This is a genomic window from Spirillospora sp. CA-294931 (assembly GCF_050946795.1).
Classification (GTDB): Bacteria; Actinomycetota; Actinomycetes; order Streptosporangiales; family Streptosporangiaceae; genus Spirillospora.
On record NZ_CP192006.1, the window covers coordinates 3,253,170 to 3,266,140 of the forward strand.

The 12,971-nt window shown below is 74.2% G+C and carries 9 protein-coding genes; 6 read left to right on the forward strand and 3 right to left on the reverse strand.

The window, feature by feature from the left end:
• Positions 1-169 precede the first annotated feature (169 nt).
• Entirely contained in the window at positions 170-1,897 is a 1,728-nt protein-coding gene (cydC, locus tag ACQPY4_RS14565) for a thiol reductant ABC exporter subunit CydC (protein ID WP_433336472.1), read from the forward strand.
• 1 nt (position 1,898) lies between these two features.
• Here cydC and ACQPY4_RS14570 read toward each other — a convergent pair whose 3' ends face one another.
• Positions 1,899-2,234, reverse strand: a complete 336-nt coding sequence (locus ACQPY4_RS14570; protein ID WP_433336474.1) for a PadR family transcriptional regulator — start codon at positions 2,232-2,234, stop codon at positions 1,899-1,901.
• A 523-nt stretch (positions 2,235-2,757) separates the two neighbouring features.
• Here ACQPY4_RS14570 and ACQPY4_RS14575 point away from each other — a divergent pair.
• On the forward strand, positions 2,758-5,061 hold the full coding sequence (locus ACQPY4_RS14575; protein WP_433336476.1) for a beta-ketoacyl synthase N-terminal-like domain-containing protein: 2,304 nt from the start codon (positions 2,758-2,760) through the stop codon (positions 5,059-5,061).
• 51 nt (positions 5,062-5,112) lie between these two features.
• Positions 5,113-5,826 carry an N-acyl homoserine lactonase family protein gene (locus tag ACQPY4_RS14580; protein WP_433336478.1) on the forward strand — a complete coding sequence of 238 codons (714 nt, stop codon included), beginning with the start codon at positions 5,113-5,115 and terminating at the stop codon, positions 5,824-5,826.
• Between the two features lie 42 nt (positions 5,827-5,868).
• Here ACQPY4_RS14580 and ACQPY4_RS14585 read toward each other — a convergent pair whose 3' ends face one another.
• Positions 5,869-7,071, reverse strand: coding sequence for a cytochrome P450 (locus ACQPY4_RS14585; protein ID WP_433336480.1), 1,203 nt, complete (start codon positions 7,069-7,071; stop codon positions 5,869-5,871).
• A 233-nt stretch (positions 7,072-7,304) separates the two neighbouring features.
• On the opposite strand from ACQPY4_RS14585, the gene ACQPY4_RS14590 reads away from it, so the two are divergent.
• Positions 7,305-8,942, forward strand: a complete 1,638-nt coding sequence (locus tag ACQPY4_RS14590; RefSeq protein ID WP_433336482.1) for an FAD-dependent monooxygenase — start codon at positions 7,305-7,307, stop codon at positions 8,940-8,942.
• An 11-nt stretch (positions 8,943-8,953) separates the two neighbouring features.
• Positions 8,954-9,298, forward strand: coding sequence for an antibiotic biosynthesis monooxygenase family protein (locus tag ACQPY4_RS14595; protein WP_433336484.1), 345 nt, complete (start codon positions 8,954-8,956; stop codon positions 9,296-9,298).
• Between the two features lie 163 nt (positions 9,299-9,461).
• Here the strand turns inward: ACQPY4_RS14595 and ACQPY4_RS14600 are convergent, their stop codons facing one another.
• Entirely contained in the window at positions 9,462-11,117 is a 1,656-nt protein-coding gene (locus ACQPY4_RS14600; RefSeq protein WP_433336486.1) for an FAD-dependent monooxygenase, read from the reverse strand.
• A 244-nt stretch (positions 11,118-11,361) separates the two neighbouring features.
• Here ACQPY4_RS14600 and ACQPY4_RS14605 point away from each other — a divergent pair, with 244 nt between their 5' ends.
• Entirely contained in the window at positions 11,362-12,828 is a 1,467-nt protein-coding gene (locus tag ACQPY4_RS14605) for an FAD-dependent monooxygenase (protein WP_433336488.1), read from the forward strand.
• The last annotated feature ends 143 nt before the right edge of the window (positions 12,829-12,971 follow it).

The following is a 12,971-nucleotide window of genomic DNA, read 5'->3' on the forward strand; positions in this document are numbered from 1 at the left end:
CGTGGCCGCGTGAGCGCGACCGCCGCGCGGGCGTTCCTCACCGGAGGCGAGGCATGAGCGCCACGGGTGCGAGGGTGCTCATCGCCGGGATGCGGCGTCCGACGGCGCCTGGTGTTCGCGGTCGCGTGAGCGCGGCCGGTGCGCGGGCGTTCCTCACCGGAGGCGCGGCATGAGCGCGACGTTGGTGCGGTTCGGGGGGCTGGTCGGGGGTGCGGCGCCTCGGCTCGTGGTGGGGGCGCTGGCGCGGGCCGTGGCGGAGCTGTCGGCGCTGGGGCTGATGGCGACGGCGGCGTGGCTGATCGCGCGGGCGGCGCAGCGGCCGCCGATCGAGGCGCTGAGCCTGGCGATCGTGTCGGTGCGGGCGTTCGCGCTGAGCCGGGGCGTGTTCCGGTATCTGGAGCGGCTGATCTCGCACGACGCGGCGCTCGGCGCGCTGGCGCGGCTGCGGCCGAGAATGTTCTCCTCGCTGGTGCCGCAGGCGCCGGGCGGGGCGCGGACGCCGCGAGGCGGCGAGTCGCTGAACCGGATGGTCTCCGACGCGGAGGCCATCCAGGATCTGGTGGTCAGGTGCGCCGTCCCCTACCTGGTGGGAGCGATCGTCTCCGCCGTGGCGGTGGGGCTGTCGGCCGCGATCCTTCCCGTGGCGGGGCTGATCCTCGCCGCGGGGCTGCTGGTCTGCGGCGGGCTGGTGCCCGTCGTGGCCGCCGCCCGGTCGCGCCGGGCGGCACGGGCCATGGCGCCGGTGCGCGACCGGCTGGCCGTGCGGCAGCTCGACCTGCTGCACGGCGGCGCCGATCTGGAGGCGTTCGGCGCCGCCGACGGCGCGCTGGAGGCCGCGGACCGCACCGCCGCCGAGCTGGAGGACCTGGAGCGCCGGGCCGCCCGGATCGCGGCGTGGTCGGCCGGGGCCGGGTTCGTCCTGCAGGGGGTCACGGCCGCCGCGGTGACCGCCGTGGCGCTGCGGGCGGGCGCCGCCGGGACGATCGACAGCGTGCTGGTCGCGGTGCTGGCGCTGGTCGCGCTGACCTCGTTCGAGGCGGTCGCGCCGCTGCCCGCCGCCGCCCAGCGGCTGGTGGAGATCGGCGGGTCGGCCAAGCGGGTGCTGGCCGTGCTGGACCTTCCGGTGCCCGCGCGCGCCGAGCCCGCCGACCCGCCGGACGGGCCGCCCGTGGTGCGGATGCGCGACGTCCGCGTCCGGTACGAGGGACGCACCGCGCCCGCGCTCGACGGCGTCTCGCTGTGCCTGTCACCCGGCCGCCGGACCGTTCTGGTCGGGGCCAGCGGATCGGGCAAGTCCACGCTGCTGGCGGTGCTGCTGCGGTTCGTCGAGCCCGAGGCCGGGGAGGTCACGCTCGGGGGGACGGAACTGCGCCGGTTCGAGGACGCCGAGCTGCGGCGCCGGATCTCCGCGGTCACCCAGGACGCCCATGTCTTCCACGTGACGCTCCGCGAGAACCTGCTGCTCGCCCGGCCCGAGGCGACCACGGCCGAGCTGCGCGCCGCCTGCGCGGCGGCGGGGCTGCTGGAGTGGATCGACTCGCTGCCCGACGGGCTGGAGACGATGGCGGGCGAGGACGGCGCGCGGATGTCGGGCGGCCAGCGCCGGCGGCTGACCCTGGCCCGCGCCCTGCTGGCCGACCCGCCGGTGCTGCTGCTCGACGAGCCGACCGAGGGCCTGGACCCCGAGGCCGCCGACGCGCTCATGGACGACGTGCTCGCGGCGACCGAGGGGCGCACGACGCTGCTGGTGACCCACCGGCTCGACGGGCTCGCCGCCGCCGACGAGGTGCTCGTGCTGGAGGCGGGACGGATCGTGCAACAAGGCGCGCCCGCCGAGCTGGCGAGCGCGCCTGGACGCTACAGGGAACTGAACGAGGCGTGGCCGGTGCGAAGCTGAATCAGGCGCGATCGGTCTGGGTCGAGCCCAGTACGGCGCCAATGGTGGAAGTGAATTTCTGCCAGGCGCTCCGTTCGTCCTCGAGCGCCTTCTTACCCGCCCTCGTGAGCTGGTAGGTGCGCCGCTTGCGGCCGCCCACAATGCTCCAGGAACTCTTCAGATAGCCGACGCGCTCAAGACGGCGCAGTGCCGGATAGAGCGTTCCGGTCGGCAGCTCGATGGAGCCGTCACTGAGCCGGCTCAGCTCTTCCATGATCGCGTATCCGTGCAGCGCCTCGTCTTCGAGGACGGCCAGGACCAGGGCTTCGAGGTGCCCGCGTAGCTCGTCCGGCTTCATGTCGCCAGTCTACATGCTGAAGGTGAAGTTGTCTCATCCCCGTTGTCCGGAGTAGGCCGAGATTTTTCTCCGGGATGGGCGCCTTCGAGGCTTACTGAAGTTCGCTGATATTGCAACTCTTGTCAATCCTTGGTGTCAGTTGTAAGAGTCGACCGGAGACGGTGACTTCCGATGTACCGGCCGTGTTCGAGCACACACCGAATGGCGGCATCCGGCCAGGAAGAGGCCCCTCTAGTCGGGCTCTAGGCGGGACGGATAATCTGGCGTTTCTGATCGTTCCATTGTGCGATAACCGAAACGCGGGCACTCGATTCCGGCCGTTCCATGGCCGGGGCGGGCCCCGTCCCCGTCCTGCCTCTCAGCCTCGAAGGAGGACTCCGATGCACGCCACGACCGACGGTCCGCCCACACGGACCGACGGGCGCAGGGCCCCGCGCGCCGGCCGCGCGCCCCGCCGAAGCCGCGCACCCGTCGCGGGCGGTTCAACGGCCGCCCCTCCAGGGCGCCATCGGGAGGTGAGGCCATGATCGCCGGCGCCGCCGTCGCGATCGTCGGCATGGCCTGCCGTTTTCCCGGGGCGCCCGGCAAGGAGGAGTTCTGGGATCTGGTGGTCAGGGGGCAGGACGCCATCGGCCCCGTGCCCGAATCGCGCTGGCCGGTGGACGACTTCTACTCCTCCGGCGGTGAACCCGGCACGATCAACACCCGGATGGGTGGCTTCATCCACGACCTCGACCGGTTCGACAACGAGCTGTTCGGAATTCCCGAGGACGAGGCAGCGGCGATGGATCCGCAGCAGCGCCTTCTCCTGGAGTGCGCGTGGCACACGGTGGAGGACGCCGGTCTCGACCCGGCCGCGCTGGCGGGCACCCGCACCGGCGTCTACGTGGGAGTGACGGGCAACGACTGGCTCTGGGAGTGGGCGGCGTCGGGCCGTCCGGCCGACTTCGCCGCGCGCCAGGGCGGCGGCATGGGCCATCACCTGATGGCCAACCGCCTGTCCCACCAGCTCGACCTGCGCGGCCCGAGCGTCGCGGTCGACACCGAGTCGTCGGCCTCGCTGGTGGCGGTGCATCTGGCCGCCACCGCCGTGGCGCAGCGCGAGTGCGACTACGCGCTGGCGGCCGGGGTGAACGTCATCCTGTCGCCGGCCGGGGGGATCTACCAGACGCAGGCCGGCCTGTCCGCCCCGAGCGGGCGGCCCCGGCCGTTCAGCGCGCTGGCCGAGGGCAGCGTCCGGGGGGAGGGCGTCGGCATGGTCGTGCTGCGGCGCCTGGACAGCGCGCTGGTCGACGGCCAGCCCGTCTACGCGGTGATCAGGGGGAGCGCGGTCGGTCACCACGGACGGGGCGAGGGGCTGACCGTGCCGGGCTGGCGCCAGCAGCAAGAGACGATCATGGCGGCCTACGAGCGCGCGGGGGTCACGCCGGCGGAGATCGCGTTCGTCGAGGCCAACGGCACCGGGGCGCCGCTCGGCGACGCCGCCGAGGCCGCGGCGCTGGGGGCCGTCCACGGTGTTCCCCGGGGGGAGCCGTGCGCCATCGGGTCGGTCAAGGGCAACCTCGGCCACCTGGAGGGCGCGGCGGGGATCGCCTCCCTGATCAAGACGGCGCTCGCGCTGCACCACCGGGTGGTGCCGCCGAGCCTGTACGGCGTCCCGGAAGATCCACGGCACCGTCTGGGGGAGAACGGGCTGCGGCTGCTCGACCGGCTGCTGCGGCTGCCGGGGGACGACGAGGTCGTGGCGGGCGTCGGCGCCATGGGGACGACCGGGACCATCGCGCATGTCGTGCTCGGCATGGTCCGGCCGGTGCACGGGCTCACGCCGCCCCCGGGGCAGGGAGCGGGCGTGTTCACGCTGTCGGCCCCCGACCACGGCGGGCTGCGGCGCAACCTCGCGGCACAGGCGACGTACCTGGAGGGGTGCCGCGACGACGAACTGGGGGCCATCTGCTTCACCAGCAACAAGGTCAAGGGGTCGCTGCGGCACCGGTTCGTCGCGCCCGCCGACTCGATGGACGAACTGGTCGGCCTGCTGCGCGAGGCCGTCCTCGACACCACGCTCCTCGGAGCGCTCACGGGGGACGAACAAGGGGGGCACCGCTTCGGCCTGCTGCTGCCGGGCGCCGAGGCCTGGCCGGCGGGAACGCCGACCGGCGTCGCGGAGGGACCCGAACCGTTCCGGGCCTTCCTCGACGAGGCGGCGCAGGAGGCGCGCGTCGCCGAGAACTGCCTGGACCTGTACGACCACCAGGTCGGCGGCTGGACGAGCGGCGCCGGGGGCGTCGCGCTGTTCTGCATCGAGTACGCGCTGGGCAAGGCGCTGCAGGCGCTGCGCCTGACCCCCGCGTTCGTCGCGGGCCGGGGCGTCGGCGCGCTGGCCGCGTCCTGCCTGGCCGGGGCGGTCTCGCTGAGCGAGGCGCTGCGGTCGCTGGTCGGCCTGGCGCCGCAGAGTCCACCGCAGCCGCCGCGGATCCCGGTCCTGGTGGCCGGGGACGGCGACGACGAGGGCGAGTGGTTCATGCCGTCCGGCCACACCGGCGAGCCCCAGGGCGGCGCCGGTTATCTCGTCAGGGTCGGCCCCGCGGACGCCTTCGCCGCGCGGGTCGAGCGGGGGCTGCGCCAGGACGGCGCCGTCCCCCGGGTCCTGGCGGTGGGGACCGACGCGGGCGCCGACCTGCTCAGGCTCGTCGCCGACCTGTCCCGCGAGGGCTTCGACGTGGACTGGGAGGCGGTGTACGCCCTGGAGCACCGGGTCGTGCACCGCCTGGCCCCGTACGCGTTCGCACGGACCGAGTTCCCCGTCCGAGCGGGGAAGCGGTCCTGAGCCACCGAGCACAGACAGCAAGCACAGCACATCCGACCGAGAGGAGTGAGCATGCGGCTTTACCTGATGCGCGCCGGCACCATGCGGGCGACCGGCGGACCCGTTCCCGCCTACCTGATCCGGCACGACGACGGCGACGTCCTCATCGACACGGGGTACGCGCGGTCGCGGGCCGGGGCGTACGCCGACGAGCCCAAGGAGCCCATCCAGCTGGAGCGCGGCGAGGACGTCGTGAGCCAGCTGGAGGGCCTGGGCGTCGACCCCGCCGGGATCAAGGACGTGATCGTCTCCCATTTCGACCCGGACCACGCGGGCAACCTCGACGCGTTCCCCCAGGCGACGTTCTGGGTGCAGCGCGAGCACTACGAGTGCGCGCGGTCGGGCGACGTCCCCCGGCTGGAGCGCTTCAAGAAGCTCTGGGACTTCCCGGAGGAGCGATTCGGCCTGATCGACGGCGACCACGAGTTCCGGCCCGGGATCGAGCTCGTCGAGTCGGGCGGGCACATCCCCGGCCACCAGTCGGTGCTGCTGCGGCCGGACGGCGCGGCGCCGCTGCTGCTCGCGGTGGACGCCGTGCCGACCGCCGCCGACCTGGTGGCCGACGAGCGCGCCATCTACCCGTTCGACGTGGACGAGGCCAGGGTGAGGGAGTCGACGCGCAAGCTGGCCGAGCTGGCCCGGCGCGAGGGCGCCCGGATCATCCACGGCCATGACCCCGAGCAGTGGAAGTCCCTCCCGCTCGCCCCCGAGCCGTATCCGCTGTGACCGATCGATCGGGGGCCGCGGCCCGCGCCGCGGCCCCCGATCTCACCAGGTGACGGGCAGCGAGCGCGGTCCCCGGATCATGCCCTCCTTGCGCCAGTCCAGATCCTCGAAGGGGATCGCCAGTCGGAGGCCGGGCAGCCGGGCCAGCAGCGTCGCGAAGGCGATCTGCAACTCCGCGCGGGCGAGCTGGGCGCCCAGGCAGCGGTGGATGCCGTGGCCGAAGGCGATGTGCGGGTTCGGGCTGCGGCCCAGGTCCAGGACGTCCGGATCGGTGAAGATCTCGGGGTCGCGGTCGGCGGAGACGATCGCGGGCAGCACGCCCTCGCCCGCCCGGATCGGGGTGCCCGCCAGCTCGGTGTCGCCGAGCGCGACGCGGATCGTCCCGCCGCTCACCGAGATCGGGGTGAACCGCAGCAGCTCCTCCACCGCCGAGGGCAGCAGGCCGGGGTCGTCCTGGAGCCGCCGGAGCTGCTCGGGGTGGCGCAGCAGCACCACGGTCGCGCACGCGATCTCGTTGGCCACCGTCTCGAACCCGGCCACCAGCAGCGTCACCCCGAGGACGATCAGGTCCTCGTCGTCGAGCCTGTCCTGCGGCGGCATGGTGACCAGCGAGCTGAACAGGTCGTCGCCGGGCGCCGCGCGCCGCCACTCGACGAGGTCGGCGAAGTACGCCTTCAGCCTGGCCCCGCCGCGCTCGATGCGCTCCCTGGACTGCCCGAGGTAGTCCTCGGCCCACGCGCGGAACCGCCACCGGTCGCCCTCGGGGATGCCGAGCAACTCGCTGATGACGGCGATCGGGAGCGGGCGCGCGAACGCCTCCACCAGGTCGGCGGGCCGCCCGCCCTTCACCATCGCGTCCAGCAGGTCCTCGGCGAGCCGGGTGATGCCCGGCCGCATCCGCTCGACGCGCGCGCTGGTGAACGCGTGGAGCACCAGGCGCCTGACCCGGGTGTGCTCCGGCGGGTCCAGGACGGTGATCGAGCGGGTCTCCAGGGCGGCGGCGCGCAGGCGGGGCGCGCCGGGCGCGGTCGCGGCGGCGCGGCTGAAGGTGTTGTCGGCGAAGAGGGCGCGGTTGTCGCGGTAGCCGGTCACCAGCCAGGCGTGGTCGCCGCTCGGCAACCGCACCCGGGCGACCGGGCACTCGCGGCGCAGCCGCTCGTATTCGGGGGCGGGTTCTAGGGGCTCGGGCGTGGCAGGCGGGAACACCTGCTCCGGAGCCTCGATATCGGGACGCTCGATCGTCATGGTCTTCCTCCGCAGCCGTCCGGGCGGGGCACCGCCAGACGGCCCGGCGGCCCATGCGCGCATCCTGCGCCGAGCGCGTCACGTGCCGGTCGAACGCCGCTGGTGGCGCAGGTGGCGGGGCCGCGCGGGGGGCCGATCCCGGTCCAGCGCGCGTCGAGCGCCGGTGGACGGCCTGCGGCGAGCATGCGGGGAAACGGCGCCGGGCCGCGGCGCCCTCGGCGGGAGGGACTCGCATGCTTCCAGAGAGAACACCGGTCCTGGTGGTGGGTGCCGGTCCGGTCGGCCTGTCGACGGCCGCGTTCCTGGGCTGGCACGGGATCGAATCGGTGGTGGTCGAGAAGCACGCGGGGCTGTCGCCGCACCCGCGCGCCCGGGGGATCACCCCCCGGTCGATGGAACTGCTGCGCGTGCTCGGCCTGGAGTCGCGGATCCGCGCCGCGGACTCGGCCCGCGAGCTGGCGGGCAACGACGGCATCGTGGTGGCCGAGACCCTGGCCGGACGGCAGCTCGGCGAGATGAGCCAGCCCTACTTCATGTTCGGCTCGCCGAACTGGACCGAGCTGAGCCCCACCGACTGGTGCATGTGCCACCAGGACGAGCTGGAGCCGATCCTGCGCGACCGCGCCCGCGAGCTGGGCGCCGACGTCCACTTCGGGGCCGAGTGCCTGGCGGTCGAGCCGGACGGCGACGGGGTGACCGCGGTGGTGCGCGGCGCCGACGGGGTCGAGCGGCGCGTGCGCGCGGGCTACCTGGTGGCGGCGGACGGCGCGGGCAGCCCGATCCGGGAGCGGCTCGGCATCGGCACCTCGGGACCGGGTCGCGTCGGCCATTTCCTGAACATCCAGTTCGAGGCGGACCTGGCCGCGACGCTGGGCGACCGCCGCTTCATCATGGCCTACATCGCCGGGGCGGGCGTGCGCTGCGCGCTGCTGCCGGTGAACAACACCGACCGGTGGATGCTGCACGTGATGTGTGAGCCCGAGGAGCTGCTCGGGTTCACCGAGGAGCGCTGCGCGGAGCTGGTGCGCGCGGCCGCCGGGGTCCCGGACCTGGAGGTGCGGATCAAGAACGCGCTGCCGTGGGAGTCGGCCGGGCGCGTGGCCGACCGGCTGCGCGACGGCCGCGTCTTCCTGGTCGGGGACGCCGCGCACGTGATGCCGCCCAGCGGCGCCTTCGGCTCCAACACCGGTATCCAGGACGCCCACAACCTGGCGTGGAAACTGGCCGCGGTGCTGCGCGGCCAGGCAGGTGACGCGCTGCTGGACACCTACGAGGCCGAGCGGCGCCCGGTGGCCGAGCAGACCGTGCGCCAGGCGGTGCTGCGCTCCAAGGACCGTCCCGGTGCCAAGCGCGACGGGCAGGACGGGGTCGATCCGGAGATCGTCGCCGACCCCGTCGTGGTGCTCGGCTACCGCTACCGGTCGTCGGCCGTGATCGCCGAGTCCGGGCCGGACGACGGCGCGGTGTGGGCGCCCGGCGCCGCGGGCCTGCCCGGAACCCGGGCCCCGCACGTCGCGATGGCCGGCGGCTCGACGATCGACCTGGTGCGCCGCCGCTTCGTCCTGTTCGCGGGGCCCGATGCGGGTCCGGCCTGGACGGAGGCGGGCGAAGCCGCATCGGGCGAGCTGGGCGTCGGCATCGAGACCGCCGTGGTCGGCGACGGCTCCGCCGAGGGGCCCGGCCGCGTCCACGACCTGGAGGGCCGCTGGGCCGAGGCATTCGGGGTGGAGCGGGACGGGGCGGTGCTGGTGCGTCCCGACGGGTTCGTCGCCTGGCGGTCGCGCTCACTCCCGGCCGACCCCGGCGGCGAGCTCCGGACCGCGCTGGCCGGGGTGCTCGGCCGCGTCGCGCTCCTGGCGGAAGGGGCCTGACCGTGCCGGAGGTGTCGATTTCCAGGACCGCCGTCACCGCCACGACCCCGATCCGTGTGATCGTCTATCTGCGGGAGCCGGAGGGCGAGCGCGGCGCCGTCGACGCCGCGTACGCCCGGGCCCGCGAGCTGCTGGACGGCACGCCCGGCCTGCTGGGCGACCTGCTGCTGCGGTCGGTGACCGACCCGCGCAGCCTCACCCTGGTCATGGAATGGGAGACACGGCGGGCCTATTCCGCCTGGGAGCGGCTGCACCGCGAGCGCGGCCACCGCTCCCCAATGCGCGCCTACCAGGACCGCGACCGTCCCGGCGGGCACTACGAGGTCTACGCGGTGGCCGGCGGCCGTGTTTACTGAAATCTCGGCCCACCTGCGCTCGCCTGGCGGCTCGCTTCGGTGACCGTGATTTGGCGATTGCTGCATCGCTTCGCGATCTAATCGGGGGAAGCTCGCCTTCGGCTTCGCTTCCCCCGGTTAGTTAACGCAATCGCGCGCGGGGTTGCGGTCCTTGCGGGCTGCCCTAGCCGCCGAGTGAGAGCGTCTCTCGGAGGACCGCGGTCAGGACCTTTTCCGGTCGGGTCGCGGGTTCCGGGGAGCGCCAGGCGACGAAACCGTCCGAGCGGACCAGGACCGCCCCGGCCGGGCCGATCCCGTAAGCCTCGGCGAACCGGCCGTCCGGTTCGCCGAGCGCGTTCGCGGAGTCGCCGCCCACGGCATGGGCGGTGATCGTCCCCGCCAGGCCCGCCGCCGCGCGGTCCAGTGCCGTCACCCAGGCGCCGCCCTCGGGTCCGGCCAGCAGGACCGGGCCCCGGCCGAACAGGTCCAGGACGGACAGCGTCCGCCCGTCCCGCTCGATCCGGACATGCGGCGCCCGGCTTCCCGGCTGGCCGGACAGCTCGCTCGGCAGGAGCGGGCTCAGGCTCCGCGAGCCGTCCGGCGTTCCGCCGTCCTCGCAGAGCACGGCCGACGAGCGGTAGGTGTAGCCGAAGACGACCGAGTCGTACTCGGCGGGCGTGGCGTCCGGGCTGAGCGGGACGTCGCGCCCGGTGCGGTCGCGCGTCTGGAACAGCGCCTGCTCCATGGTGAAGCGGGCGACCGGACGGCGCTCGGCGTCATAGGAGTCCAGCAGCGCCGGGCTCGCCTGGCCCTGGATCACGGCGGCGAGCTTGCCCGCCAGGTTGTGGGCGTCGGCGATGCCGGTGCTGGCCCCGAACGCGCCGGTCGGGGGGAACACGTGGGCGGCGTCCCCGGCGAAGAAGACCGGCCCCTCGCGGAACCGGTCGGTGACCTTGGCCTCGACCTCGTAGGTCAGCACGGTGGTGCCGTCGCCGAGCTGCGGGACGATCTCGACCTCGGCGTCCGGCACGCCGATCGCCGCCCGGGCCATCCGGGCGCAGCGCTCGGGTGTGAAGTCGCCCAGGGTCTCGCCCGAATCCGGGTCGAACGGGATGCCCAGCACCCAGCGGCCCGCCCCGTCATGGGGCAGCAGCACCGTGCCGGGACGGGGCTCGTCGAAGTGGCCGACGCCGAGGTTGCGGCCGCGCATCGGGCCGGTGAGGTCGGCGGTGAACACGAAGTTCACCGAGGTGCCGAGCACTCCCGGGCCGTGCGCGCCGACCTGGAGGTGCCGCCGCACCATGCTGCGGTGGCCGTCGGCGGCCACGACGTAGTCCGCGCGGATCGCGCGGGCGCCGTGACCGTCCTCGATCTTCGCTAGAACGCCGCCCTCGCCCGCCGGTTCGAACGAGGTCAGCGTGGTCGAGAACCGGATGTCGGCGCCGAGGCCCTCGGCGTGGGCGCGCAGCAGCACCTCCAGCCGGTCCTGGTCGATCGGCGCCCAGGGGCACGGCGAGACGTCGGTCGCGCCGTCGGCCGACCTCGGCGGCGTCATCGGGGTCCGGCCGGTCTCCGGGGCCGCCAGCGAGGGGGCCCGGATGATCTGCGAGTGCTCGTCGTAGACGCGGGACGTGTTCGCCAGGATCGTCGCCTCGAGCCCGACCCCGCGCAGCAGCTCGACCGAGCGCGGGTTGATCGCCCTCGCGCGCGGGTGGAGCAGGGTGCCGGGACGGCGCTCGACCACGACGGGCCGTACTCCGTGCCACGCCAGAAAGGTGGCTGTGGACAGGCCCACCAGTCCACCGCCGACGATCAGGACAGGGGTGTGTTCCTCCACCATGGTCTTCCTCGATGCAGGGGATATGCCGTGGACAGGGTCTGTGCGGGGTGGGTCTGTGCGAATCGGCCAGGGCGGCTCCCCGAAGCATCGCCGGAACCGCTGGCACCCCGGTCGAGGGCCGTGCGCGGCGCGGTGGGGCCGGTTCCAGCGTCCTTCGAAGGCGCGGCGAGGCCCCCGTGGTGACCTTGCGTCTGCACTGGCGGGCGGCGGCGGAGCCGGCCGATGACGCGTCGGGAGTGGACACGTGCGAGGGACAGCCGAGACGGACGTTCTCATCATCGGCGCGGGCCCGGTCGGGATGACCGCGGCGGCCGTGCTGGCCGAGTACGGGGTGCGCTGCCGGATCGTCGACCGGCGCCCCGGCCCGGCCACCGGTACGCGCTGCACCAACCTTTGGCCCGCGACCCTGGACGCGATGGCGTTCATGGGCCTGGACGTCGGAGCCCTGGTCGAGGGCTCGCAGCCGATGCGCCACAAGGTCTTCCATCTGGGCGAGAGCTCCTTCAGCTCGGACCTCACCGAGTACGGCGCGGTCTCGCCGGTCCCGCTGATCCAGAGCCAGGACGTCGTCGACGGGATGCTGCGCGACCGGCTCGCCGGGCTCGGCGTCAAGCCCGAGTACGGGATCGAGGCGACTCGGGTGCGCGCGGACGCCGACGGCGTCACCGTCGACCTCGTCCCGGCGGGGGATTCCGGCGCGGTCGAGCACGTGCGGGCGGGCTGGCTGGTGGCCGCGCTCGGCGCCGACGGCGGCACCGAGGAGCTGCTGGGCGTCCGCCGGGTCGTGCGCGAGTTCCCCGGCGTGCGCGTCCTGCACGCCGACGCGCGGCTCCGCGACCGCGAGGGCATCGGCCCCGACGAGGAGCACATCCATCTCGTCGCCGCGCGCAGCGCCGGCTTCGTGCCGATGCCGGACGGGAGCCACCGGCTGTTCATGGTGGCGCCGCACGACGGGGGCCCGCCCCCGAGCGCGGCCGAGGTGGTCGCGGCCGTCGCCGAGGTCAGCGGCCGCGACCTGGTCCCCGAGACGCCCGGCTGCCCGTGGCAGGTGCTGCCGGTCAGCCGGATCGCCGAGACGTTCCGGATGGGCCGCGTCCTGCTGGTCGGCGGCTCGGCCACGGCGCTCCCGCTCACGGTGCACGGCATGAACAACGGGATGCAGGACGCCGTCAACCTCGCGTGGAAGCTCGGCATGGTCGTGCGCGGGACGGGCGACGAGCGCCTGCTGGATTCCTACACCGTCGAGCGGCGCAGGATCGCGCGCGGGCTGCTGGAGGTGACCGAGAAGGTGCTCGCCCTGGGGACGCGGGAGGACTCCGAGGCGACGCACGCGCCCCGGTTCAAGCAGGGCAAGGTCGACATGTGCACCCAGCCGACCGTCACCTACCGGGAGAGCCCGCTCTCCGACGACCACGGGCGCCCCGAGGGACCGCGCGCGGGCGACCCGATGCCGGGGCTGTACGACCCGTCAGGCGGGGACCGGCCGCGCTGCACCGAGTGGACGCTGCTCGTCCCCGAGACCTGTGCGGGAGGGCCGGTGCCGCACGCCGAGCTGCGCGCGCTGGCGAACGAGCACCGGGCGCTGCGGTTGCGCGTCACGGCGCCGGGCCCGGCCGTGCACCTCGTCCGGCCGGACGGGTTCGTCGGGTTCCGCGGCCCGGCGACCGCGACGATCGCGCTCCGTGATTATGTGGCCCGCTTTCTGCGCTGATTGAAACTCGAACTGTTCGGTCCCTGACGCGGCTTGGAAAAGGCTCTCCGGCCCCGTCGCGGGCTAGGGCGCCCCTGGTAAGGCGAATCTCATTCGCCTTACCAGGGGCGCCCTTTGCCGTGCCATCCGCGCTGACCTGGGCA